The following is a 24,623-nucleotide window of genomic DNA, read 5'->3' as shown; positions in this document are numbered from 1 at the left end:
GGCAGCACTCCTTTTTCCATCCCGGGCTCCCGGAATTCGGGCTGATCTTTGCGTCGTATTTGGTCTGAACCCCGGTGGGAGTGAGCCCGTCCTTGATAGCACTCCGAAACTCAGGATGCCACGGACCGTTGGCACAGGCCGATGAAGCCGCCCAGTTGCTCCAGACCCTCGGGGTGGGCGGGGAGGTAGTTGGTCAGTTCGGGCGCGCGGACGATCACGGCACGCCATTGGCCGCGGGACACCGCCACATTGATCCGGTTCCGCGAGAGCAGGAATTCCATGCCCCGCGGAGCCTCGGCCACCGCAGAACATGCCATGGACACAATCACGACCGCGGCCTCCTGGCCCTGGAACTTATCCACGGTCCCCACCCGCACGCCGGCGAGATTCGCGGCGTCCAAGGCATCGCGGATGACATTGACCTGGGCGTTGTAGGCGGCCACCACCAGAATGTCGGACGCTTCCAATGGCCGGGCTCCGTCTGCGGTGTGCCAGGAAAGGCCCAGATGGCGGCGCACCTGCCCGACGACCTCGGCAGCCTCCTCGGCCGACGACGTCGTGTTCCCGCTGTGTGGCACCATCACCGTCTCAATCCCCGCGGGCACACCCTCCAGACGGCGCAGATCCGCGGATGGGGCGGAACGCAACCGGCCCTCGTAGGACAACTCCGAGACGGCCAGGCACAGCTCGGAGGTCATCCGCCACGAGTCGGCCAGGAAGTAGCCAAGCTCGGGCGGCAGCGTGGCGTGGCCTGCGGAAGTCCAGCCCAGGGCCGACTCGTCGACCGGCTCGGGGTGCCTGCCCTGGCTGACCTGCGGCAGCTGCTGCGGGTCGCCGAGCAAGAGCAGCCGGCTGCTCGCCTGCGCCACGGCAAGGGTGTTGGCCAGCGAGAACTGGCCGGCCTCGTCAATCACCAGGAGGTCCAAGGAGCCGGCCGGGACGGTGGCGCCGGTCATGGTCCACGCCGTGCCTCCGACGAGGGCGCCTCCAGGCGCACCCAGCAGCTCAGCAACGTCCTTGCCGGTGCGCCGGGCCCACGGCAGGGCGTCGTTGTGCTTCACGTCTTTGGCCACGCGCGCCGGGTCGACCCCAGCCTTCGTGACAGCGGTCTTCAGCAGGTTCTCCACCACCGCGTGCGACTGGCCGACGACGCCGACTTTCCAGCCGCGGGCCACGAGCCGGGCGATGACGTGGGACCCCACATGGGTCTTGCCCGTTCCGGGCGGACCCTGCACTGCCAGGTAGGAGTGGTCAAGGGCCAGCACGGCCGCCGTGATGGCTTCAATGAAGCGGTCCGGTCCGGGGCCAGGCTGCGGCAGTGAAGCTCCGGCGGCCAGCCTCGGCGGCTGACGCCGGACGAGGTCAAGCGCAGGATGGCGGGGGAGGGAACCGGACCCCAGGCCGGCGACCACCATGTCAGCGAGGGCTGCCAGTGCTTGCTCGAGGCTCTTGGTGGCGAGGGGTTGGTCTTCCGTCAGCGCAATGGGGAGGTCATTGTAGGGCGGTATCTTCCGGTGCAGCCGGTCCCGGATGATGACCGTGTCCTTGCCGTCCTCATGCCCCAGCTCCAGGACCTCCGTGCCGAACCATCCGCTCCGTCCGGTTCCGTTCTTGCCGGTACCTTCCAGCCCGGCGGGAAGAGGCAGTTCGTACATGCGGAACCACTTGCTGCCCTCGCGGAGGTCCGACCCTGGACTCACGGAGCCGGACAGCTTGACCCGCCGTTCCGGAAGTTTGGTCCCCGTCTGTTGCCAGTCGTCGAGGATTTCCGCGGATTCGACGAGGAAAACGTTCCGGTCCCGTTCGTGCGTGTCCGGACCGTGCTCACACCGATCGAAGTGCGCCCACCAGAACGACTTGCGCTCCCGGCGGTGATAGCTCACGGCCGCGGCCAGCATGGCCACGGCCTTACGGTCGTCCTCGGACAAGCCGCTGCCCGGCTCAGCAAATTCCATCAGTGCCAGCTCAGCCGGGGCAAGCGCCGCATCGGCCCGTGCCGAGCCGTCGTCGGGGCCGTCTGCCGCGCGGGACGCCGCGCCCGGCTCCGCGCCCGGCTCCGCGCCGCGCGGCTCCAGCCGGCCTTCCTTGGCCAGCCCGAGTAGCCAGTTCCGGAGCTCCAGCGTGGAGAGGCAGTCGTATTCGTTGTAGTCGGAGATCCCGGCGAGGATTGTGGCCGCTTCGTCGGGCCGCTCATTGTCCCTCGCGTCGCAGAACCGTGCGTAGGCAATCACGGAGGCGCCGGCGTCCTTCACTTCGCCAGTTCGAAGGTTCGCCCCCATGTAGAGCGGCTCGAGCTTCTTGATGCTGTAAGAGTTTTCGGAGATCCTGATGCTGTTCCGGACCGTTTGGTACAGGTCCACCAGCAGGCCTTCGCGGAGCCACTCGTCCACGATGTCCTCCCCGGCAACGTGCATCACCGAGAGTTTTCGAAGCGCCGTTTTTTCATACGGTGCGTAGTGGTAGACGTGCATGTCCGGATAATCCCGCCGGCGTTTCTCGACATAGTCAAGGAAATCCAGGAACGCCTGCTTCTCCGCCTCCCGGCTGTGGGCCCAGAACGGCCGGAAGATCCCCGGACTGCCGGGCTCGGTGGGCGCCTCGATCACGCCGAACAGGTACTCGAGCCCCCACACTCCCGTGGCGCGGTCCTGCCACAGCGGATCGCCCTCGAAGTCGAAGAAAATATCGCCCCGGCTCGGTGGGGGCAGCTCGGCCAAGGTGTTACCGGGCAGGACGCCGTAGCGGATGGTGTGCTCTTCCCCGTCCTTGCGGTAGCAGACTTCTCCGTCGGCAGGGCCAACGCCGCTCTGCATCCGCGCCTGTTCCTGCAGGCGCAGGAGCGCAGGGGTGGGCTTGTCGAGGGTCACTTGCGCCAGGTCAGCGACTGAACGAATCCCACGTTCGTGGAGTTTCTTGCGCTGCACGGAGTTCATCCGGGCCACGAGGAGGAGATCGTCGGTGGCTTTGACTTGCTCCTGGCAGTAATCGCAGCGGCCGCAGGCGGTGAGCCCGGGCGCGCCCCAGCCCACTGTTCCCGGCTGTGCGAGGTGCGCGGCAGTCAGCGCGAGGAAACGCTCGCGGCGCTCACGGAAAACCGGAAGGATGTCGGAGAGTTTGTGGTGGCTTCGCACGTAGTCGAATCCGCCGCCGGGCAGCTGCACCGTCGAGCCAAGGACGAGTGTCACCGCCGGGTCCACCGGGACCCCGGCCTTCAGCAGCTGGTCGCCGTAGGCGGCGAGCTGGAGCAGGGCCGTCACCTTTGCGTGGCGGGCGAGCTTAGTGTCAAACACGGCGTAGCTGCCGTCGGACTGCCGCACGAGGAAGTCGGAGCGGCCGTGGAACTGCCCGTCGAAGAAGGCGGCCTGGAAGACGACGTCGGCTCCCGCGCGCAGCGCCTCAATGGACTCGGCGTGCTTGGCCGCCAGCGTGGCCCGGTCCATGGCCTCGGCCGGGACGACGTCGTACACGCCGTGCCCGGTGGCCGGATCCCAGTGGCCGAACTCCGCAACGAAACCGCCGAGGACCTTGCGCTCGTGGAGGTCACCCAACACCGCTGCATGCTTGAGCATCTCGTCGTCTTCGAATGTGGCTCTGGGGGACCGGCCCAGCTTCTCGTCGAGTTTCCGCAGCAGCTGATACTCGCAACTCGCGGCCACCACGAGGTCGCTCGCGGAGTAGACCAGGTCCGGTGATGAGCCAGGTACCTCAGGTTCAAGAAAAAACACTGTGCCCCCGTTGTTGGTGCGCCGTTGTTGGTGCCCTCCGCTATCAAGCTATCAAAGCCCTCTGACAGTTAAACACGGGACAGGAACCAGGCAAGGGCCTCTGGTTCCTGTCGTAGGACCGGCGTAGGGTCTGAGGATTATGACGGAACAACAACCGTATGAGCTGGTCCAGCGCTACGCGCACTTCGAGTTGCGCCGCTATCCGGCGTACGCTGTGGCGGAAATAGAGGTCAATGCGACCTTCGACCGCGCCGGGAATGCCGCCTTCAGGCACCTGTTCAACTACATCAGCGGCAGCAACACAGCGCAACGGAAGCTGGCGATGACGGCCCCGGTGATCCAGGAACCTGGGTCGTCGCAAAAGCTGGCGATGACCGCTCCGGTACTGCAAAGCGGACCGCTCCCGGGAAGCGCAGAGCCCGCTGATTTCATCGTCGCCTTCGTGCTCCCCGCCGGGGTGACGGCGGAGACGGCGCCGGTCCCGGCCAACCCCGACGTCAGAGTCCGGACCCTGCCGGGTTCTTTGGCAGCCGCTCTTCGGTTCTCGGGCAGCGGGTCGGAGGCGGCCTTTCTACGGCGAAACGAAGGCCTCCAAGAGGCACTCAGGCTGGCCGGGCTGAAGGGTGTTGGGCCGCCACGATTCGCCCGTTTTGATCCGCCGTTCAAGCCGTGGTTCCTGCGCCGCAACGAGGTTGTTCAGGACGTGCAGGAGCCCCTTCCGTCTTCAGGCGAGCCCGGCCGCTGACCGGGGTAGGGCAAAATGGTTTGGTGACCCAACACCCGCAGCGACCCGTCAACCCCGCCTCGCCCGCCTCCGGCCCGTCCGCGAAGGTCGGCTCAGCACAGACCGGCATGCCGCATTCCCAGGAGTCCGGCATCGCCGCCCAGATCGCCGGCGAGCTCGGCGTCCTGCCGTGGCAGGTCAAGGCCGCCGTGGATCTGCTCGATGCCGGGTCCACCGTGCCCTTCATCGCCCGCTACCGGAAGGAAGCTACCGGCACCCTGGACGATACCCAGCTCCGCGAGCTGGAGGAGCGGCTGCGCTACCTGCGCGAGCTCGAGGACCGGCGCCGGAGTGTCCTCGAGGCGATTGCCGCCCAGGGTGCGCTGACACCCGAACTGCAGGCCGCCGTCGTCGGCGCGGACACGAAGTCGCGGCTGGAGGACATCTACCTCCCGTTCAAAACCAAGCGGCGCACCAAGGCGCAGATCGCCCGCGAAGCCGGACTGGAGCCGCTCGCCGACGCCCTGCTCAAGCGCCCCGAACTGGACCCGGAGCGCGAGGCGGCCAAGTACCTCAACGCCGAACACTCGATCGGGGACCCCGCCGCGGCGCTCGCCGGTGCCCGCTCCATCCTGGTGGAACGCGTTGCGCAGGACGCCGACCTGGCCGCCACGCTCCGGGAACGGCTGTGGACCCAGGGCCGGATGGTGTCCCGGGTGAAGAAAGGCAAGGAAGCCGAGGGCCAGAAGTTCAAGGACTACTTCGAGTTCTCCCAGCAGCCGGCCGGGATGCCCTCGCACCGTGTGCTGGCGCTGCTGCGCGGAGAAAAGGACGGCGCGCTGGAGCTGGATCTCGCCGAGGCGGATCCGAACGACGACGCCGCCCTGACCGCCGCGCGCGGCCGGTACGAAGCGGCCGTGGCCAGGTTCCTCGGGGTCGCCGACCGCGGCCGGGCCGCCGATGCCTGGCTGCTGCAGACCGCGCAGCTGGCCTGGCGCTCGCGCGTCCTGGCGCGGCTAACGGCAGACCTGCGCAGCCGGATGTTCGCCGCCGCCGAGGACGAGGCCGTGCGTGTGTTCGCCGCGAACCTGCGCGATGTGCTGCTCGCCGCGCCGGCCGGGAACCGTGCCACCCTGGGCCTGGACCCGGGACTGCGCACCGGCGTCAAGGTCGCCGTGGTGGATGGAACCGGCAAGGTGGTCGCAACGGACACCGTCTACCCGCACGCCCCGGCCCGGAAATGGGACGAGGCGCTGCGGACCCTCGTGGGCCTCGCCACGAAGCACGGGGTCGAACTCGTCGCGATCGGCAACGGCACGGCGTCGAGGGAGACGGACAAGCTCGCCGCTGAACTGCTCAAGCAGCTCTCCTCCGGGTCAGAAAACAAGCCGCAGAAAATTGTGGTGTCCGAGGCCGGGGCGTCGGTGTATTCGGCGTCGGCGCTCGCCGCGGCGGAGCTGCCCGGCATGGACGTGTCCCTGCGCGGCGCCGTCTCGATCGCCCGGCGGCTGCAGGACCCGCTCGCGGAGCTGGTGAAGATTGAGCCGAAGTCGATCGGCGTCGGGCAGTACCAGCACGACGTCACGGCCGCGAAGCTGGACCGCAGCCTGGACGCGGTGGTCGAGGACTGCGTGAACGCGGTGGGCGTGGACGTCAACACCGCCTCGCCCGCACTGTTGAGCCGGGTGGCAGGGGTCGGGCCGCTGCTGAGCGAGAACATTGTGGCGTACCGGAACGAGCACGGGCCCTTCAACAAGCGCAGCGAGCTGAAGAAGGTCCCGCGGCTGGGCGCCAAGGCGTTTGAGCAGTGCGCCGGCTTCCTGCGGATCACCGGGGGAGCGGAGCCGCTGGACGCTTCCAGCGTGCACCCGGAGGCCTACCCCGTGGCCCGGAAAATCAAGGCGGCCGCCGGTAAAGCGCCCGCTGCGGGAAACTTTGCGGCGCTGAACCCGCAGGACTTCGTGGACGGCTCCTTCGGCCTGCCCACCGTGCAGGACATCATCGCCGAGCTCGAGAAGCCCGGCCGTGACCCGCGTCCGGCCTTCGCGGCGGCAGCGTTTTCTGAAGGCATCGAAAAGATCTCGGACCTCAGGCCCGGCATGGTACTGGAGGGAACGGTGACCAACGTGGCCGCGTTCGGCGCGTTCGTCGACGTCGGGGTGCACCAGGACGGGCTCGTGCACGTGTCGGCCCTGGCCAACCGCTTTGTCTCCGATCCCCGTGAGGTGGTGAAGTCCGGGCAGGTGGTCCGGGTCAAGGTGCTGGAGGCGGATCCGGAGCGGAAGCGCATCTCGCTCACCCTCAGGCTCGACGACGAACCGGCCTCCGGCGGCCGTGCGGCGGGCGGCCGCACTGCCGGAGACCGCCCGGCTGGCGGTCGTGCGGACTCGCGGCCGGAACGTCCGCGGCAGGCGACGTCGCAGCCGGCGTCGCAAGCGCCGTCGACCCAGCCGTCGACCCAGCCGTCGAATCAACCGTCCGGAAGGCAGCCGTCCGGGAAACCGGCAACCGACCGGCGGACGCCGGGCAGGCAACCGCAGAAGCCGGCCCCCACGCCGTCGCCGGTCAACACCGCGATGGCCGAGGCGCTCCGGAAGGCCGGCCTGGGCAAGTAGCGCCCCCTCGGGGGGCGGCTGCGTCAGCCGCCCCCCACACCTACCGTTCGTCGCGGATTCCCTACCGCTTGGCGCATAACTAGTACGTTTGCTGACGATCTGCACCATGATTGCCGGAGGCAACGGCCCTCTACCGGAAGCTCGTCAGAGGCCCTGGCAGAGGGCCGTTTCCGCAATGAGCTGGACACCGATGTCGTTGACGAGCAGGGGGAGTACTTATGGGTTGGCTGGACCGCGAACGAACCATCGCCCCGCCGGGATTTAACCGGTGGCTCGTCCCCCCGGCAGCCCTCGCGGTGCACCTGTGCATCGGCCAGGCCTACGCGACGAGCGTTTACAAGACCGCGCTGGTGAAGCACTTCGGCGCGAGCCTGACCGAGATCGGCGTGATCTTCTCCGTTGCGATCGTGATGCTGGGCCTCTCGGCCGCCATCATGGGCACCTGGGTGGACAGGAACGGGCCCCGCAAGGCGATGTTCACCTCCGCCGCGTTCTGGGCGAGCGGCTTCCTGATCGGCTCCCTGGGCATCTTCAGCCACCAGCTCTGGCTCGTCTACCTCGGCTACGGCGTCGTCGGCGGCATCGGACTGGGGATCGGTTACATCTCCCCGGTCTCCACCCTGATCAAATGGTTCCCGGACCGGCCCGGACTGGCCACAGGCATGGCGATCATGGGGTTCGGCGGCGGCGCCCTGATCGCCAGCCCGGTCTCCACGGCCCTGCTGAAAATGTACGATCCCAACTCCGGGGCCAAAGGCTGGGTGGCCAGTGGTGAGTCGGTGGGCAAGCTCTTCCTGACCCTCGCCGTCGTCTATCTGGCCTACATGATGTTCGGCGCGTTCACCATCAAGGTCCCGGCCGAGGGATGGAAACCGGCAGGCTTCGACCCCGCAAAGGTCAAGGCCGCCTCGCTGGTCACCACGGACAACGTCTCCGCCCGGAACGCGGTCAAGACGAGGCAGTTCTGGCTCGTCTGGATCGCACTGTTCTGCAATGTCACGGCAGGGATCGGCATCCTTGAGCAGGCCGCCCCGATGATCCAGGACTTCTTCCGCCAGCCCGACGGCACCTCCCTGGCCAGCGCGGCTGTGGCCGCCGGCTTCGTGGGGCTGCTCTCGATCGGCAACATGTCCGGCCGCTTTGCCTGGTCCGCCACCTCCGATGTCACGGGCCGCAAGCGCATCTACATGGTCTACCTCGGCGTCGGCGCCGTGCTCTACACCGTGCTGGCGCTGGCCGGCTCTACGTCCACCGTCCTCTACGTGGCCCTCGCGTTCGTCATCATCTCCTTCTACGGCGGTGGGTTCGCGACGGCCCCCGCCTACCTGCGCGACCTCTTCGGCACGTTCCAGGTCGGAGCCATCCACGGCCGGCTCCTGACGGCCTGGTCCGCGGCGGGTATCGCCGGGCCGCTGATCGTCAACGCTTTCCTGGACGCGCAGGGCAAGCCCGGCGCGCTCAACGCCGCGTCCTACCAGCCCGCCTTGCTGACCATGGTGGGGCTGCTGGTGATCGGTTTCGTGGCGAACCTCTTGGTCACGCCGGTGGACGCACGATTCCACGAACCACGTCCTGGCCGCGTCCGGTCCGAAGAACCTGCCTTGGAGGGCTGAAATGAGCAGTGCACAGAGTTCCGTTACACCGTCCACCGGGAGGTTGGTCATCGCCTGGGCGCTTGTCGGCGTGCCGCTCGCGTATGGCGTCTACGAGACCCTCACCCGCGTGGCGGCCCTGTTTGGCTGACACCGTGGTGACAGAAGTCCTCGGTGATAGTCCGTGCGCGGTCAGTGTGCCGTTCACACGCCCGGAGGCGTTCACCACACGCCCCACGCTGCAGGGCACGTTTGGGATGAGCGCGTCCACGCATTGGCTTGCGACGGCGGCGGCCCAGTCCGTGTTGGAGCGCGGCGGGAACGCCTTCGACGCCGCGGTGGCGGGAGCGTTCGTGCTCCATGTGGTGGAGCCGCACCTCAACGGGCCCGGCGGAGACATGACCGGGATCTTCGTCACCGCGGACCGGCCGGAGCAGCCCATAGTCCTGATGGGGCAGGGCCCGGCGCCGGCCGGGGCCACCGTGCAGCACTACGTGGCTGAAGGCCTGGACCTCGTTCCGGGATCGGGTGCCCTGGCCGCCGCGGTGCCTGCCGCCGTCGACGCCTGGCTCCTGCTGCTGCGTGACCACGGGACGTGGGAGCTGGACGCGGTGCTGGACTTCGCGATCGGCTACGCCCGGGACGGGCACCCGATGCTCGGCCGGGTCGGATCCACCATCGCGGCCGTGTCCGCGCTGTTCGAAGCGCATTGGCCTACGTCGGCTGAGCTGTGGATGCCGGGCGGCCGAATCCCGGTTGACGGTGAGCTGGTGTGGAACGCGGCCTATGCCCGCACCCTGGAACGGCTCGTGCAGGCCGGAGTCAGGGAATCCACCCGCGAGGCGGGAATTGATGCGGCCCGCCGCGAGTGGCGGGAGGGGTTCGTGGCCCGCGCCATGGTGGAGTCGGTGCAGTCCCCGCACCGGCATTCCTCGGGCACTGATCACCGCGGAGTGCTCGCCTTGGACGATCTCGCGGGATTTGAAGCCGGGTATGAGGCGGCCGTCACTGTGGAGTTCCGGGGCCACACGATCGCCAAGACCGGGCCGTGGGGCCAGGGGCCGGCGCTGCTGCAGACCCTGGCCATCCTGTCCGGTTTCGAGGACCGGTTCCTTGATCCGTCCACCGAGCTGGGGGCGCACACCATCCTGGAGGCGCAGAAGCTCGCGCTCGCGGACCGGGAGGCGTACTACGGCGACACGGACGTGCCGCTCGATTACCTGCTCTCGGAGGACTACTGCGCCGGCCGCCGGGCCTTGATCACGGAACGGGCGTCCCACGACTTCCGGCCTGGCACCGTGCCCGGTCGGGAGCCGTACCGGCCACCACTGCGCACCAGTTACACGCCGCCGGCGCTCGCGGGCCATGCCGCCGCGGCCGGACTCGGCGTCGGCGAGCCCACCGTGACATCCGCGGGGGAGACCCGCGGCGATACCTGCCATATCGACGTCGTGGACCGCTGGGGCAACATGGTCTCCGCTACTCCGTCCGGCGGCTGGCTGCAGTCCTCCCCGGCGATCCCGGAGTTGGGCTTCTGCCTGGGCACCCGGCTGCAGATGACCTGGCTGGAGCCCGGGACGCCGTCCACGCTGACGCCCGGCAAACGCCCACGCACCACCTTGACGCCCACGCTCGTGCTGCGGGACGGCCACGCCGTGACCGCGCTGGGGTCGCCCGGCGGCGACCAGCAGGACCAGTGGCAGCTGCCGTACCTGCTGCGGACCATCGTGGGCGGGTATTCGCCGCAGCAGGCCATCGACGCGCCGACTTTCCATACGACGTCGATGCCCGGGTCCTTCTGGCCGCGCACCTGGGAGCCCGGCGGCGCCGTCGTCGAGGACCGGCTCGGTGAGGACGTCATCGCGGGGCTGGAACGCCGCGGGCATGTGGTCAGCCGGGCTGGTGACTGGGCGCTGGGGCGGTTGTCCGCCGTCGTGCGGGATCCTGAGACCGGGGTCCTGCAGGCTGCCGCGAATCCGCGCGGTGCGCAGGGGTACGCCGCGGGCCGGTAGCGGTTGGCGGTGCGTAGCGGTGGAGCTGGGGATGCTCGATTCCTAGCCGGAAGCCCTGAGCCGGTCCATGAAGCGGAGCGACTCTGCAACTATCTGCTGCTGCGCCTCGTTGCGGCTGATGCCCGGCTCGCCGTCCCCGGGCTGCTCACCGTAGTCACCGAAGAACACGTGCACGCCGCCCACAACAGTTGCGTAGGTGGTGGTTGGCGGGAGCAGGGACTTCGACGCCGCGATCTTGTCCGGCGTGCTCAGGCCATCGTTTGAGCCGGAGATGGAGAGCACCGGGAGGCCCTGCGCGTCCGCCATGTTCTCTGCGGGGTACGAAGCAAAGAGCAGCAGCCCGGAGACGTCGGGATTCGACGCCGCGAACGATGATGCGCTCACGCCGCCCAACGAATGACCGCCGATGGCCCACGAATCGATTTCGGGATGCCGGTCCATGGCTGCGCGGGCCTGGTTGGTGTCCAGCAGGGAGACGCCAAGGGGTGGTTTCAGGATGACGACTAGATTACCCGCGTCCGCGAGCGGCTGCAGCAGGTCCTCATAGGCGTGCGCGTCGACCTTGGCGCCGGGGTAGAAGACGAGACCCGTGGTGGCTTTGCCCGCCGGGGCAAGGGTGATCGAAGTGGCGTCTTCTGCAGCCCTTGACCCGGCTGGCGCGGTCGCGGTGGGTCCATTGGCCGGGACCGTCTTCTCCCGGTCGGGTTGGTGGGGGAACGGGCTGAGCCACACCAGCGCCGCCACGAAACCGAGGACCGTGAGCCTGCCTGCGATCCCGCGGACCAACTGCCAGGTGGAAATGTCACCGCTACGCTGCTGTTTGCCGCCGAGCAACCAGCGTCTGACCAGAATCAGCGCCCACAGAATCCCCAGTGCGGCGGCGGCCACCAGGAGAGCGGGGAGGGCGGGGTGGCCGCCGAGGACGGCCGGGTTGCTGAGCAGCATCCAGAGCGGGACCACTATCAGGGTGGCCGCCGCGAGAGCGCCGCTCCCGTTCAGGATCGAGGACTTCCAGGAAGTGGGGTTGGGCCCGGTGGGGACGGGGCCGGGGGTTTCGGTGGGGTTCGCAGGACGAAAAGGCTGGCCTTCCTTCACGGTTTGATGATATCCCCCGGCAGCGGACCCCAATGTTCCGGGCGCGACAAACCCCGTCACCGGCTCGGTTAGCGGCCGCTGCGCCCCACCCACAGCCCATGCAGCAGCGGAAGCACAGACGCAATCATCAGGACATTGCCGAGCACCATGTCATCCGCGCGGACCACGGAGCCGGAAACCAGCAGGGCGCCGAAGATCAGCGCCGATGCCGATCGCTGCGCCGTGCGGTCAAGCCGTCCCAGCTGCCGCTCAAGGCGCGGATTTGCTACCGATAGTGAACCGTCCTCGAGCCGGGTTAGCAGCCCATCCAGACGTTTCGGCAGACCCAGCGCCATCCCGGCGGCATCGAGCGCCTGCTGGGCAACGTCCTGCACGATGTTGCCGCGCTCGTCGCGCAGCAGCTGCGCCGCATAGGGTTCGACCGAATCCCACAGATTGAACCGGGCGTCCAGCGAGCTGCACACACCCGACGTCAGTGACATGGCCCGGATGATGAGCAGGAAGTTCTCCGGGAATTGGAAAGGCAAGGACCGGACAGTGTCACCGAACTCCACCGCGAACTCCCGGAACTCCCTGGGGTCGACCTCGCGAAGCTCGGCGAAGCCCATCCCGCCAAATCGGGCGAAGAGGTGCGTCATTGCCCGCTCAAGCTCCACAGTGTCCGCCGAAGGCACCAGCACACCGACGTTCCGGATGGCGGCCACCAGACCCTTGCCGTCACGCGAAGCGGCCGCGATGAGCAGCTTCCGCAGACCGCTGCGTGTGCTCGGCGGGATCTCGCCCATCATGCCGAAGTCGATGAAGGTCAGCTTCCAGGGGTGCGCTGCGGATGGATCCGTAGCCGGCGTGACAAAAATGTTGCCCGGGTGCGGATCGGCGTGGAAAAACCCGGTGGTGAACATCTGGTCGAACATGACGGAGGCAAAAACCGGGGCGACCTGCGCCGGATCGATCCCGGCAGCCAGCAGCGCCACCGAGTCCGTGATTTTGATCGCTGTCACGTCTTCGAGGGTGAGCACGCGGCGGGTGCTTCGCTCCCAGACGACGCCGGGCACCTCCACCCGGGCGTCATCGGCAAAATCGACCCCGAACCGCTCCGCGTTCGCCCCCTCATTCAGGTAGTCGATTTCCTCAAGGCTGGTCTGCGCAAACTCCTCGACCAGGGCGGGCATGTCAGCACGATCTGACACCAGGCGTACGTGGCTGAGCCAGCCGCCCACTTTGCGCAGTGCCGCCAGGTCGACGTCGACAATGTCGTTGATGCCCGGCCGCTGTACTTTCAGAACCACACGGTCGAGACCGGTGTCGGCGGCGTCGTCCGGGCGAAGCGTGGCCCGGTGCGCCTGCCCGAGGGACGCTGCCGCGATCGGTGTCTCCTCGATTGAGGCGAACAACCGCTCCAGCGGCGCGCCCAGCTCAGCTTCGGCGAGGGCTCGGATCGCGGAGAACGAAACCGGAGGCACCTCGTCCTGCAGCCCCTCGAGTTCCTTGGTGATCTCGGGCGGCAGCACGTCGAGCCGGGAGGACAGGAACTGTCCGACTTTGATCATGAGGCCGCCGAGGTCCACCGCCAGCGCATGGAAGCGCTGCGCGAAGCGCCGCATCCTCTTCGCCCTGGTGCGCTCGGCAATCCTCACCAGCCCGATGCGGGGGAGGAGCAGCTCAAACCACCAGGTCACCGCGAGATGCCACGCGGCGAAACGTAGGATGCGGCGGTAACGGGCCCGGTGGTTCCCGGCGCCGGGGACCGTGGCTGCCCGGTCCCGGCGAACCGACGTCACCCCCGTCAGCCCTGGGCGAGGATCGCGTACAACCGGCGGCGCGCGTCATCGAGCACCGCCACGGCTTCCTGCACCTGCTTCGGCGTCCCGGTGCGTCCCACCTGGGAGGCGGCTTGTGCGAGCTCGACGCCCGCCTTGGGCAGCGCCGCGAACCCCGAGCCCGATGCTGGACCCGACTCCCAGGGCGCTGACATGCCGGCACCCGCTACCTCCTCGCGGCCCGCCTCCGTCAGGGAATAGATCTTGCGGCCGTTGGATTCCTCAGCACGGATAATGCCCTCGTCGGCCAGCAGTTGGAGGGTTGGATAGACGGAGCCAGCGCTGGGCTTCCAGGTCCCGCCGCTGCGCTCCTCAATTTCACGAATGATCTGATAGCCGTGCATCGGCCGCTCGGCGAGCAGTGCCAGCACAGCCGAGCGCACCTCGCCGCGCCCCGCCCGGGATCCCGAGCGCTTCTCGAACCTCGAACGCAACTCCTCTACGGCCTGCCACATGCCGTCGACATTGTTGCCGCGAAATCCGCCTGCCGGGTAAGAACTGCGCATCATGCTCTCCTCTGGACAACCGTGAGCGATATACAACGATAGCCAACGATACACGCGCAGATTTGCGAAACCAAGAGCGATAGCCATCCACATCTTGCATCGTGATGCCACAGCAAGGAGACCCGTCGAATGCCAAAAAATACGGGTCAAGGAACCACGGCCCATGAGCCAATGTGCAGTCAGGCGTGTTGCCTCAGCCTCGCTTCCAGTCAGCCTTCCGGACCGAACGACGATGCCTTTGGGCTTCTGAAGAAATTAGCCAATGCCGACCGCACCAACACCGCCCATGAACCCTCGTTGGTGGCGTCAGCGTTCCTTATTTGCGGTTTCCCGGGCCCGCTTAGCGGGCGTACGGCGCTTACTTGCATGCTGCCAGGCCAGTCCTGCCTGAGTGCCCGAAATAAACCCACCGAACCACGCGATTCCGGCTGGGCCCAACACCAAACAGAGGACGAGGACCAGCACCAAAACCAGCATGGCAAGCCATCGCCAGAGCGGCGAAAAACGCAGCAACCACACGCCCACGGCCAGACCTGCGAGTAATGCAACGACCTCCTGCATCACATGGTCCTGAGGTCCACCAGGATCACCGCGACCGTGGCGCTCAGTAACACGCCACTAAGGATCAGGGCATTCCTCACCGGAGGCTCAGCTTGTCTTCCCACAACAACCAGCCCTTTCTAGGCCTGCATTGCTCACCATCCGAGTCCGCTTTGCAGTTGGTCGCCACCGAAGCCGACGGTGCCACCTCGAAAGGCGGCACCCCACACGCGCTATGGTGCTCGGAGGCTGCATGTTGCGGATCCGGTGCGGGACGAAGTGCGTCGCGGGCTGACGAGCGAAGGCTTCTACTGCACGACGCGGGAGGACCAGATTGGAGGAGCTAGTCGAATTTCAGATCCAGCATCGGTAAGCACATAATTCCCGAGCAGTTTCTAACTGCCATTAGCAAAATCGGTGAGCTTTTGAAGAAGTTCTTCGTATTCAGCGTTGAGAACATCATCGACTGATCCGTTCTTGTAAACGTATCGGTCGCTGAGGCTGCCGCTGCCCTGCCCAAAGCTCCCAAAGACCCACTCTCGCGCCTCGTCCACAGCCTTAGTTGACGAATCAGCTCGAAGTTTTACCGCGAGATCTTCGTAATTCTGAGCTAGTTTGGCGAGCTCCATAATTCTCAGCAGACTCGCAAACCTGAGCATATCGAGTGTCAGAGTATCTATATCAGTGCCCATGTTTAATCCAATTTCCATTCTTTGAGAATTTCTCCCGCGGTCCTTGCGTCTGGAATATAGACTTGGGGAGTTCCGCCTGGATAAATCGTGCCATCCAATCCGGTCTGCGGTGCGGTCATCCCTTCGTGCACAGCAGTTCCGGCTGGGAACCTAGCCATGAAAGCGCTATCGATGGGGCTCTTGCCGCCGCCAGGCCACTCAGGCAACACCGCTTTGTCATTTCTAACTTGCTCGACACTGATCGGTGCGTCCTCGGACCACCAGCGACCCCACGGATTTCCGGCTTCTCCGCCCCTGTACAAAATTGTATCTTCGCTAAGGTACCTAGATTTGTAGGCTCCGTCTGTAAAGTTCGCGGCTGGATTACCACGCATTCCTTCCAGCGTCGGGGGCAGGTCTCCGAGTTTGGTGGTCGCCGAGGGTGGGACATCGACTTTACCCGCGCGACCACCGATGGGTAGGGCTCCGGTCCCAGTGCTAATTACGGTAGCCCGTATGAACCCCGTCGGAGTGTGGGGCCCTGGCCCGGTGAGGTAGCCGCCTGCCCCGCTGATCGCCCCGTCAACGCCATTTTCCACGGCCATGCGCACCACGGGGTTGTTGACGAGCTTGCCCGCCATCATTCCCACACCGCCGCCTACCATTCCAAGGCCACCGGAGATCGCGGCCTGGCCCCAGTTGACTTCCCCGGTGGTTGCTTTCTGGATCACGACGTCGGCGCCGAAGCTCATCAGCCCCAAGCCTGCGACCTGGCCGCCGGGGACGAACATCAACGCCGCCCCGCCCACAACGGCCAGGCCGCCGACGACGTATTCCCAGTTGTCTTTGACCCAGTTCCCGGCCGCGGCGAACGCTCCCCGGCTGGAGCCGTCGTATGCCTTCAGCTCGTCATCCGTCAGCGGACGCAGCCCGGTGGGGTCTGTGGTGTTCAGAGGGTTGTTGCCGGCGTAGGCGTAGGGGTTTCCGTCCCAGCCCGCGCCGAGGACGGGGGAAAGGGGGTCGGTGGAGAGGAAGCCACGGGTGGCCGGGTCATACGCCCTGGCACCGAGCCATTCCAGGCCCGCGATGTCCAGGCCGCCGTTGCCGGTCAGGGTGATCCCGGCGGGCAGCTCACCGGCAAGCCCCGGCACAGCTCCCCAGCCGGCGGCCCCAGCACCGGGCGTGCCGCCCGGACCCGGGTCCGGGATTGACGGCGCGCCGATGACTGCCCAGGGATCGGTCTGGTCGGTGGGGCGGGCTGCGCGCCAGCCCGGCGCCGTCCAGGCCTCGCCGATCCCGGTGACACCACCAGGCAGCGAAAGGACCTGTTCACCGTCAAAGCCGGCCAGGGTGGGGACCGGGCTGGAGGTGTCCCACCACAGTTCTGACCCATCGATGGCAGCGAGTTCGCCGAGTGCGTCCACCCACAGCTCATGCCGGGAGGTTTCCATGCCGTCGGGGGTGCGGTCGGCCGCGCTCTTCAGGTGGCCGGTCTGGCCCCATGCGTACTCGGTCCAGGACCCGTCCGGGAGTATCAGCCGGGTTCGGCGCCCCAGCCCGTCGTGGACGTACTCCGTCCGGGACCCGTCCGCGTCCGTGACGGCAAGGAGTTGCCCCGCGGCGTCGTACTCGTTGGTCCGGGAGCCGGCCGGGGTGGATTCGCGGATCGGGCGCCCGCCGGCGTCGTATACCCACTCCGAGACGGAAGCCGGAGCGGAATCCTCCGGGTCCCCGCTCCTGGTGGTGGCGGCCGAGACCATCTGCCCGGCCCCGTCGTAGCCGTAGCGGGTCACGGCACCGGCGCGGGTCAGGGCCGTGATCCGGCCGTCCCCGTCCCGGCCGATCAGTGTGGCATCGGCCGAGAGAAGATCGTTGCGGTCGGTGCGGCTGTGCTCGGACAGGCTGCCGTAGCGGTAGGCCCATTCCTGGACGAGGTCCCCGGCGGTGGCGGAGGTGATACGCCCCGAGGCGTCGTGGGTGAACATGGCCTCCCCGAGCCGGGGGTTCCTGACGGCGGTCACCCGGCCCGCAGCATCCCGGATGTAGGTGGTGGTGGTGCCGTGCGCGTCGGTGAATCCGGTGCGGTTCCCGTCGGCGTCGTACTCCCACGACATTCCCCGGCCGCCGCGGGTGCGGGAGGTCAGCTGACCGCGCCGGTCATATTCGAGTCTGTGCTCCACCGCCAGCCCGTCGGCGCCCGTGTAATCGGTAATAATCACGCGGCGGCGGATCACGTCGCGTTCGACGGCGGCCAGGAGTTTCCCGTCGACCGAGGTGGAGGATTCCCGGCCGGCCGAATCGTACGTCCAGGTGGTGGTGTGGGCCGCTGCCGTTCGACCTCCACGGTCACCCGGCCGTCCGGCCGCTGCCGTTCGACCTCCACGGTCACCCACCCGGCCGTCCGGGCCGCTGCCGTTCGACCCACACGGTCACCCGGCCGTCAGGGCTTCTGTCACGCGGCGGCCACGGGGTCACTCCAGGCGGAAGTAGGTGTTCCGTCGGGGTGTCCGGGCTGGGTCGAGGTGGGGTGGCGGGATGAACCAGGGGATTCCGGTGCGCATCTGGATGCTCCAGTGTTCCTTGTGGATCACGTGGTGGTGATGGGAGCAGAGCAGGGTTCCGTTGCCGGTTCCGGTGGTTCCGCCGCGGGACCAGTAGGTGATGTGGTGGGCCTCGCACCAGGGGGCCGGGATCGTGCATTGCGGGAAGGCGCAGCCCCGGTCCCGGGCCGTGATGGCCTTGCGGATGTGCGGCGGGAAGACGCGGGAGGCCCGGCCGATGTCCAGGACCTGGCCCTCGCCGCCGAAGACGACCGGGATGATGTCCGCGTCGCAGGCCATTTTGCGGATGGTGCCGGCGGTGACGGGGCCGGTGAACAGCAGAGATCCCGTGGCCCCGTTTTCGGAGCCGGTCGTCCCGAGCCGGGTGAGCAGGTCCCGGTAATCGATGGTGGCCATGACCTGGGGCCGGAGCCCGCCCGTGGCGGGCAGCCCCCCGGCGGCGAGGGCTGCCTTGCACGCGCCGACCAAGCCGTCGAGCAGTCGTTGGGGCCGGGAGCGGAGGTCCAGGGACGGCAGCGCGGCGTGCTGTTCGGCCGTGGCGGGCTCGTCAGACGGGCCGGGCTCGTCGGCCGCTTCGGACCCGTCGCCCGGTCCGGCCTGCGCCGTGTTGCCGGTGGCGGTGCCCTCGCTGGTGCCTTCGCCGGTGCGGGGGTTGGTGGCGGTGTTCATCACGGTGATCAGGTGTTCGAACTGGTCCGTGGTGGCGAAGATTTCCAGGTGCTGCAGGCCGTGCCGGGGTTTGCGGAGGAAGGCGCCCTGGAGTTGGCGGAGCAGTTCCTCGGAGGGTTCGGCGCCGTCCTGGTCCAGCGCCTCGGCCCACCGGCGGGCGATCCGGGCCAGGAAGTCGCCGTCGTTCTCGGCCGCGGTGCGGGTCAGGGCGTGCTCCATCGCCGCCGCGGCCTCCGGGAGGCAGSYGTGCCGGACCCGGTCCAGGGCGAGCGTGATGACGGTCGCGGCCCGGGACGCGACCTCGCCGGCCGCGACGGCGGCTCCGAGCTCCGGGTGYACGGGCGSCATGGGCCGGCCGCCGAGTCCCTGCCGGGGCAGCAGTGTGTCGGCCAGGCCGAGCCGGCGCCTGGCCTCCGCGGCGCCGATCCGCAGCCGCGCCCGCAGGAACTCCACCGTGTTCCGGTACCCGTCATCCAGCACCGATTCCGGCACCGCCGGCTCACCCGTTCCAGGGGTTCCGGCGGGCGCCGCCGCAACAGACGTGCCGGCGGGCGCCGCCGCAACAGACGTGCCGGAGGGAGCCGAGGACAAGGAGGTGCCGGAGGGATCCGAGGCCAAGGAAGTGCCGGCGGGTTCCGCGGTGCCGGGTGCGCCGGTCTGCCATCCGGCGGGGCTCTCACGCCAGCCGGTGGTCCACGCGGTGACCGCCCCCGCTACAGCCCCCGTGCCCGCGGCGGCGGACTGCTTCCTGGTCCGGTCCACGGCGGCGGCCGCGACGAGCTGCAGATACTCCACCGTGCGGGAGAACTCCTCCACCTGTCCGGCGAAGTCCGACGCGGCCCGGAAGCCCCACGACCCCGCATCCTCCACCGCCGTCGAACCCACCGCCCGCAGCGCGGTCAGGGCGTCGTCCATACCGGGTTGCCCGACCGGGGCTGCACCCCGGTCCGTGCCCTGGGTCTCGTCCCCGCAGGCGGTGAAATCCCTGATGAAATCCCTGACGGCTTCCATGGCTCGAGTCTATTTGAGGGCTCCGACAATATTAGGAGGGCACCATGCGTGATCACTCTGTCCCCGCGGTGCCACGTGCCCGCGGACCGACGGGCGATCAGGCAGGTCTCACATCGTGCTGTGCAGGACCCGTGGCCAGCCAAACTGCGTGTGAACTCCGGGCGAGAAGAGTACGGATTCGGGCTGCCCGGCCACTTCGATTCCCGCGGCGCGCACCAGTTGGTCCTCAAGGCCGATCAGCCGCGCGCGGTACAGCGGCCATGCACTGTGCGTGTTGGGCACATAGATGGTCCTGCCCCTGAACCGTGAATGCAGACCGAACCGGGCCGTGAGGTGGATCGACAGCGCGTCGGTGGCGGCGACGTCGGGCTCTGGGACGACCGAGAAATCGCTCCGGGTGCCGCCTCGAAAGCGCCGCACGGAATACCCCGCCGACGCCGATCCGGCAAACCCATCGGCGCCCACGTAACTCGCCCGCGACCACACATAAGGTATCCCGGCCGCCCGCGCGGCCAGCACCACCGCCAAGCGTGAGGCATCCAGGCTGCGGAAAACGACACCACGGGTGCCGTCCGGCTCGCGGGAGTAGAGGCGCACGTTGATCTCGTTGAAGCTTCCGAAATAGGGGATGCCGGGACCGCGACCGACTCCGGCACCCTGCATACGAAAGCCGATTAGCCCCACCCACGCTGACCTGTCGAACACATCCGGCGCGACGCCCGGTGGCATGAACCGCGCCGCCACTGCATCAGGAATGCGCCAGTGCAGGAAGACGGCATCCAGCCACCGCTGGTCCATGATGATTGGCGCCGGAAGCTCGGGTGCAGCCGGCCAAGGATCACCGCCCAATCGGATCAGCTCCCTTCGGTCGGCAGGGTGTTCGGCTGGCGGGACTTCCGTCGGCAGGGTGTTCGGTCGGCAGTGTACGAGCCGGTCGGCATCATGAGAATCGGTCGGCCGGCGGAGTCACTTGGCATCGGCAAAGGTTCGCGGAAGCAGGGTCAGTTCAGTGCCCGGGTGCCCTCCGGAAGGGCTCCGCCGGCCAATACTGCCGCCGTCGCATCGGCCAACGCTGTCAGCGCCACGCGCTGGGTCCACGGGCCGTAGGAAATGCGCGCCACGCCAAGTTCCTGCAATGTGGCCGGTGCCAGGGATCCGGGCACATTGATGACCGAGACCTTGTTCCACCCAATGCCTTCCACCAACGCGGTGACAGTCGGCTCGTCCAGCAGGCCCGGCACGAACACCGTGGTCGCACCGACGTCGAGGAAGGCCCGGCCGCGCTCAATGGCGTCCGCAAGCACCGCAGAAGGGTCCCGGTCCTTGCCCTTCAGGAAGGCGTCCGTGCGGGCGTTGAGGACAAAGTCGATGCCCTCGGCCTCGGCGGCGCGGATTACAGCGCTCATCTGTTCAACGGCGTCGGCGAGCGGGCGCATCTGGTCCTCGATGTTGGCGCCGACAGCGCCGACGCCAATCGCCTTGCGTACAGTCTCGCCGGGGTTGCCGTAGCCCGCTTCGAGATCAGCGCTGACGGGCAGCGGCGTGGCGGCGGCAATCACCCCGACGGCGGCGATCATTTCGTCCACCGGGATTTTCTCGCCGTCTTCGTACCCGCGCGACGCAGCGATGGAGTGGCTGGCCGTGGCCAATGCCTTAGTCCCCGGAACGCCGGCAACCACCCTCGCCGTGATCGCGTCCCAGACGTTGACGAGCTGGAGAATTTCCGGTGCGTGGTGGAGACGGAGCAGTTCGGTGGCTTTGGGGGCAAGAGAACGCGCGGTGTCTGTCATGCCGCGAGCCTAGCCGGGCTCCGCGCCACCCGGAAGGGTTTCAGCCAGCCGCGGAGGAATCAGAGGAACCCTGGCGCCGAGTCTGCCAGGGCCAGCGTCCGGTGATTTCCAGCTCGAGCGAGAAGCTAAGGAAGGTCCGGATGAGCACAATAATGGCCAGCACGCCGACGCCCTCGAAGGTCGGCGTGACGGCGACGGATCGGATGATGTCGGCCGCCACGAGCAGTTCGAGCCCGAGGAGGATGGAGCGTCCCAGCAGTTGCCGGTAGGAGCGGTAGACGGAGAGCGGCGCGGAGCCCGCCGGCAGGCGTTCCGGCTGGAATCCGCGCAGCGCCATGGGGATGGACACGAGGGCGCCGATTACCATGACGGCCACGCCGGCGAAGTCCATGAATCGGCCGGCCGTCTCGATAATGTGCTGAAGATCCATTGTTCCCCTCGGAGAAAGTGGGCGGTGAGATTCAAAATTTAAGGGTGGCGGACGCCGACACCGGCGAGAACGGCTCGGTAGCCTTCTCGGAAACTCGGGTACTGAAACTCGAAACCGGTGCTGCGGAGCAGCCCGTTGCTGGCCCGCTTATTTCCGCCCCGCGAGGGTTCGCCGCCCGCCGCTTTGCCGCCCGACGCCGAAGCGCCGGTGGTGCCGCCCGGCGCCGAAGCGCCGGTGGTGCCGCCCGSCGCCGCACCCGCGGCACCGCCCGCCGCCGCACCCGCGGCACCAGTGGACTCTGCCGCCGGCGCAGGGAGTCCCAGTTCCGCGGCCAGGAATTCCAGCACATCGCCGAGTTCGGCCGGTTCATTGTCCACGCCCAGATAGACGGCCGCCGGAAGCGTGCCCATGGTGCACAGATGGACGATCGCGGCGGCGGCGTCGTCGCGGTGGATCCGGTTGGTGAAACGCGACGCGGCAGGAATGACCGCCGATCCGCCGCGCACCTGATCGATCAATCGCGTCCGGCCGGGGCCGTAGATTCCGCCGAGCCGCAGCACTACGGGGGTGATGCCGGTGCCGCGCAGGCGGCTGTGGAGGAGTTCCTCTGCTTCGCGGATGATGCGGCCCGAGAACCCGCCGGGTTCCGGCGTCGTGCGTTCATCAATCCAGCCGCCGCCGGCATCTCCGTAGACGGCGGTCGAGGATACAAACAGGACCCGGCGGACGTTTGCCCTGGAGACGAGGACCGCGTCCAGAACGTTCGACAACCCGTCCACGTAGGCGGCACGGTACGCCTCCTTGGTCGGGGAATCCGCGGCAATCGCGACGACGACGGCGGTGGTGTCCGCCGGGATGGGCGGCAGCTCAGCGGAGCCCAGGTCAGCGGCGACTCCTTCGATGGCGGCCGGGAGTTTCTCCGGTGAGCGGCGCCATCCCACCACGCGGTGGCCAGCCGCCGCGAAACGCAGCCCGGCCTCGGTGCCAAGATCGCCGCAACCGGCCAGCAGAACAGTCATGAAGCCAGTCTGCCAGCCTTCGGGAAGGGCCACGGACAGGCTTGAGAAAATCTTGGAGCTCCAAGTGCGGCTGAAGTATCCGACCCGACTCCCGGGCGCGCCCGGCGTCGTTCAGGGCGGCCCTTTTCTACCTCGCCGGGATCGGGAAGAAGGCCCGCGGGTCCTGCATCAGGGCAGGGTAATCGAAGGCGGAGCGGTCCACGATCTCGTCGACCTGGAAGTTGCGTGCGAACTGGCCATCAACCGTGATCGGGCGGCCCAGGACCTTGCCGACGGCGAACGCGGCGCCGTCGTTGACCGGGATGGCAACCACGGAGTTGCCGGGCAGGGTGGTGAACGCCTCTTCCTGCTTCTGGCGCTTGCGGGTGGGCTTCTTGACGAGCTGCTTCGGGGGCAGCTTGCGCACCTTGCCGGGACGGCGGGAGCCCGAGTCGGCATAGACGAACTGGTAGTCGTCGTCCGCGGGGGCCTTGCTGCGGCCAACCGGCGGCAGGCTGACACTCTTCAGCTGCGCGGGCTCGGTGTCGCCCAGGGGCAGGCGCAGAACCCACATACGGTCCCCGGCTGGATCCTCGGGCACCAGCTCGTGCTTCGGTTCGGGCCAGATGTACTCCAGATCCGGGTCCGTGCCGGGGAAAACCTCTGTGTAGAACCGCGGATCCTTGGCGATCAGCCGGGACCGGTGGCTGAGGTGGAAATCCGCGTTGCCAAGCCATGGCGGCATCGGGATCTTGGCGGCGTAGTCGGGGTGGGCCGCCTGCGGAGCGAACTCCATGATCTTCTCGCGCGTGGTGTCCTCGCCGCCGCGGGCCGTCCATTCATCCACCATGGCCAGGCCGTACATGGTCAGCGCAGGAACGTACCCCATCCACATCCGGATCGCCGGGTGCGACTGCCAGCCGTACTCCGGGATCACCAGCGCACGCAGGATCTGCAGCGCTTCCACGCGCTGCTTGCCGAGCCGCACACGGTCCAAAACCGCGGCGCTCTGCTGGAAATCGGGGAAGGGGAGGAAAGTCTGCATCTCTCCAGTTTGAGGCCACGGACCAAATGCGCCAATTGCTGGCGCGTCCCGGTGAGGGTGCTCACATGACGGAACGGGGCAGACAGGCGTGCTGGAGAGCCGCTAAAATAACATGAACCACTCCCGCCGCCACGGAAGACACGCCCATGCCTTATTCAGCAGAGCCTTATTCAGCAGAGCCCTATCAAGCAGAGCCTTATTCAGCTGGACCATCTCTAGCAGAGCCACCAACAGTAAGTGTGGCACCGGCGCCGTTCGTGCCTAAGTACGGACAAATGCTCAGCCCCGACGCCCACGGGATAGTGGTGCTGGAGGAATTCACGCTGGATCCGGTTGCCGCCCGCGACGAGCAGCGCGGGTTCCGCGCGGCTATGGCCGGAGTGGCCCTCACCATGCGGCGCCTGGTGGCCCTCCGCCTCTTCATCGCCGCGGTGGCGATCGCCAACCTGCCCCTGTTCCTGCTCTCGAGTGGCTGGGAGATCTACGTCATCTCACTGACCCTGGTGGTAGCCGTCCACGCCGCGGTGTCCTGGCTGAACCGCCACGAGCCCAGGATCAAGCAGCGCCGGATGCTGGAATTGCACCTTCACCGGGAGCGGAGCGCCAACTACCGCAAAGTCCGCGACGCCGTGAAGTACGTCATTGACGCCCCGGCCCGGATGAACGAAAGCCTTTACCTTGAGCTCCTCGCCGCGAAACGGGTAGCGCTGCATCTGGCCATGGGCACGGTGGCCCTGCTGGACACGAGCGACGACGCCGCCTGGAAAGTGCGGATTATCCGCGAAATCCCACAGGCCGCCTGAGCTGCACGCCTGAGCT

The 24,623-nt window shown here is 67.7% G+C and carries 19 protein-coding genes; 6 read left to right on the top strand and 13 right to left on the bottom strand.

The window, feature by feature from the left end; all coding sequences use genetic code 11:
• Positions 1-110 precede the first annotated feature (110 nt).
• Positions 111-3,725 carry a TM0106 family RecB-like putative nuclease gene (locus AC1DRO_RS17605; protein ID WP_476951829.1) on the bottom strand — a complete coding sequence of 1,205 codons (3,615 nt, stop codon included), beginning with the start codon at positions 3,723-3,725 and terminating at the stop codon, positions 111-113.
• Between the two features lie 139 nt (positions 3,726-3,864).
• Between AC1DRO_RS17605 and AC1DRO_RS17600 the strand changes: the two genes are divergently transcribed.
• The 5 genes from AC1DRO_RS17600 (at position 3,865) to AC1DRO_RS17580 (ending at position 10,668) form a co-directional block, all read left to right on the top strand.
• The gene (locus tag AC1DRO_RS17600; RefSeq protein ID WP_476943270.1) at positions 3,865-4,470 is read left to right on the top strand and encodes an SOUL family heme-binding protein; all 606 of its coding nucleotides are present in this window, start codon (positions 3,865-3,867) and stop codon (positions 4,468-4,470) included.
• A 107-nt stretch (positions 4,471-4,577) separates the two neighbouring features.
• Positions 4,578-7,064 (top strand): Tex family protein, encoded by a 2,487-nt coding sequence (locus AC1DRO_RS17595; RefSeq protein WP_476951863.1) that lies wholly within the window; start codon positions 4,578-4,580, stop codon positions 7,062-7,064.
• Positions 7,065-7,282: 218 nt separating this feature from the next.
• Entirely contained in the window at positions 7,283-8,677 is a 1,395-nt protein-coding gene (locus tag AC1DRO_RS17590; RefSeq protein ID WP_476951828.1) for an OFA family MFS transporter, read from the top strand.
• A 1-nt stretch (position 8,678) separates the two neighbouring features.
• On the top strand, positions 8,679-8,807 hold the full coding sequence (locus AC1DRO_RS17585) for an MFS transporter small subunit (protein ID WP_275450873.1): 129 nt from the start codon (positions 8,679-8,681) through the stop codon (positions 8,805-8,807).
• Between the two features lie 106 nt (positions 8,808-8,913).
• Positions 8,914-10,668, top strand: a complete 1,755-nt coding sequence (locus AC1DRO_RS17580; protein WP_476951862.1) for a gamma-glutamyltransferase family protein — start codon at positions 8,914-8,916, stop codon at positions 10,666-10,668.
• 42 nt (positions 10,669-10,710) lie between these two features.
• On the opposite strand, the gene AC1DRO_RS17575 is transcribed toward AC1DRO_RS17580, so the two are convergent.
• From AC1DRO_RS17575 to AC1DRO_RS17520, 12 genes are all read right to left on the bottom strand, one after another.
• Positions 10,711-11,763 (bottom strand): alpha/beta hydrolase, encoded by a 1,053-nt coding sequence (locus AC1DRO_RS17575; RefSeq protein WP_476951827.1) that lies wholly within the window; start codon positions 11,761-11,763, stop codon positions 10,711-10,713.
• 68 nt (positions 11,764-11,831) lie between these two features.
• Positions 11,832-13,544, bottom strand: coding sequence for an ABC1 kinase family protein (locus AC1DRO_RS17570; protein WP_476951826.1), 1,713 nt, complete (start codon positions 13,542-13,544; stop codon positions 11,832-11,834).
• A 5-nt stretch (positions 13,545-13,549) separates the two neighbouring features.
• Positions 13,550-14,089, bottom strand: coding sequence for a PadR family transcriptional regulator (locus tag AC1DRO_RS17565; RefSeq protein WP_243181635.1), 540 nt, complete (start codon positions 14,087-14,089; stop codon positions 13,550-13,552).
• A 306-nt stretch (positions 14,090-14,395) separates the two neighbouring features.
• Positions 14,396-14,650 carry a hypothetical protein gene (locus tag AC1DRO_RS17560; RefSeq protein WP_476951825.1) on the bottom strand — a complete coding sequence of 85 codons (255 nt, stop codon included), beginning with the start codon at positions 14,648-14,650 and terminating at the stop codon, positions 14,396-14,398.
• Positions 14,651-15,024: 374 nt separating this feature from the next.
• Positions 15,025-15,339, bottom strand: coding sequence for a hypothetical protein (locus tag AC1DRO_RS17555; protein ID WP_243181544.1), 315 nt, complete (start codon positions 15,337-15,339; stop codon positions 15,025-15,027).
• The gene (locus AC1DRO_RS17550) at positions 15,324-17,693 is read right to left on the bottom strand and encodes an RHS repeat-associated core domain-containing protein (protein ID WP_476951824.1); all 2,370 of its coding nucleotides are present in this window, start codon (positions 17,691-17,693) and stop codon (positions 15,324-15,326) included. The genes AC1DRO_RS17555 and AC1DRO_RS17550 overlap by 16 nt, the downstream gene beginning before the upstream one ends.
• A 78-nt stretch (positions 17,694-17,771) precedes the next feature.
• Positions 17,772-19,541, bottom strand: coding sequence for a DUF222 domain-containing protein (locus AC1DRO_RS17545; protein ID WP_476951823.1), 1,770 nt, complete (start codon positions 19,539-19,541; stop codon positions 17,772-17,774).
• A gap of 108 nt (positions 19,542-19,649) precedes the next feature.
• On the bottom strand, positions 19,650-20,339 hold the full coding sequence (locus AC1DRO_RS17540) for a YqjF family protein (protein ID WP_476951822.1): 690 nt from the start codon (positions 20,337-20,339) through the stop codon (positions 19,650-19,652).
• Positions 20,340-20,542: 203 nt separating this feature from the next.
• Entirely contained in the window at positions 20,543-21,331 is a 789-nt protein-coding gene (locus tag AC1DRO_RS17535; protein ID WP_476951821.1) for an isocitrate lyase/PEP mutase family protein, read from the bottom strand.
• A gap of 40 nt (positions 21,332-21,371) precedes the next feature.
• Complete coding sequence (locus AC1DRO_RS17530; protein ID WP_028277481.1) at positions 21,372-21,761, bottom strand: DUF1622 domain-containing protein; 390 nt, start codon at positions 21,759-21,761, stop codon at positions 21,372-21,374.
• Between the two features lie 38 nt (positions 21,762-21,799).
• Positions 21,800-22,780, bottom strand: a complete 981-nt coding sequence (locus AC1DRO_RS17525; protein WP_476951820.1) for an SDR family oxidoreductase — start codon at positions 22,778-22,780, stop codon at positions 21,800-21,802.
• 127 nt (positions 22,781-22,907) lie between these two features.
• Entirely contained in the window at positions 22,908-23,804 is an 897-nt protein-coding gene (locus tag AC1DRO_RS17520; protein ID WP_476951819.1) for an MSMEG_6728 family protein, read from the bottom strand.
• A 275-nt stretch (positions 23,805-24,079) separates the two neighbouring features.
• Between AC1DRO_RS17520 and AC1DRO_RS17515 the strand changes: the two genes are divergently transcribed.
• Positions 24,080-24,607: a hypothetical protein gene (locus tag AC1DRO_RS17515; RefSeq protein WP_084476203.1), complete on the top strand. Its 528-nt coding sequence runs from the start codon at positions 24,080-24,082 to the stop codon at positions 24,605-24,607.
• Positions 24,608-24,623 lie beyond the last annotated feature (16 nt).

It is taken from the genome of Arthrobacter sp. P4_F11, from assembly GCF_056401395.1.
Note: the sequence above shows the minus strand (reverse complement) of the source record. Positions and strands in the feature narration are given on the sequence as shown.

Coding starts and splice junctions, on each gene's coding strand:
- AC1DRO_RS17555 (WP_243181544.1), bottom strand. CDS start 15,339: ATGGAAATTGGATTAAACATGGGCACTGATATAGATACTCTGACACTC.
- AC1DRO_RS17560 (WP_476951825.1), bottom strand. CDS start 14,650: ATGCAGGAGGTCGTTGCATTACTCGCAGGTCTGGCCGTGGGCGTGTGG.
- AC1DRO_RS17600 (WP_476943270.1), top strand. CDS start 3,865: ATGACGGAACAACAACCGTATGAGCTGGTCCAGCGCTACGCGCACTTC.
- AC1DRO_RS17585 (WP_275450873.1), top strand. CDS start 8,679: ATGAGCAGTGCACAGAGTTCCGTTACACCGTCCACCGGGAGGTTGGTC.
- AC1DRO_RS17590 (WP_476951828.1), top strand. CDS start 7,283: ATGGGTTGGCTGGACCGCGAACGAACCATCGCCCCGCCGGGATTTAAC.
- AC1DRO_RS17540 (WP_476951822.1), bottom strand. CDS start 20,339: ATGGACCAGCGGTGGCTGGATGCCGTCTTCCTGCACTGGCGCATTCCT.
- AC1DRO_RS17565 (WP_243181635.1), bottom strand. CDS start 14,089: ATGCGCAGTTCTTACCCGGCAGGCGGATTTCGCGGCAACAATGTCGAC.
- AC1DRO_RS17530 (WP_028277481.1), bottom strand. CDS start 21,761: ATGGATCTTCAGCACATTATCGAGACGGCCGGCCGATTCATGGACTTC.
- AC1DRO_RS17535 (WP_476951821.1), bottom strand. CDS start 21,331: ATGACAGACACCGCGCGTTCTCTTGCCCCCAAAGCCACCGAACTGCTC.
- AC1DRO_RS17515 (WP_084476203.1), top strand. CDS start 24,080: ATGCTCAGCCCCGACGCCCACGGGATAGTGGTGCTGGAGGAATTCACG.
- AC1DRO_RS17520 (WP_476951819.1), bottom strand. CDS start 23,804: ATGCAGACTTTCCTCCCCTTCCCCGATTTCCAGCAGAGCGCCGCGGTT.
- AC1DRO_RS17580 (WP_476951862.1), top strand. CDS start 8,914: ATGAGCGCGTCCACGCATTGGCTTGCGACGGCGGCGGCCCAGTCCGTG.
- AC1DRO_RS17595 (WP_476951863.1), top strand. CDS start 4,578: ATGCCGCATTCCCAGGAGTCCGGCATCGCCGCCCAGATCGCCGGCGAG.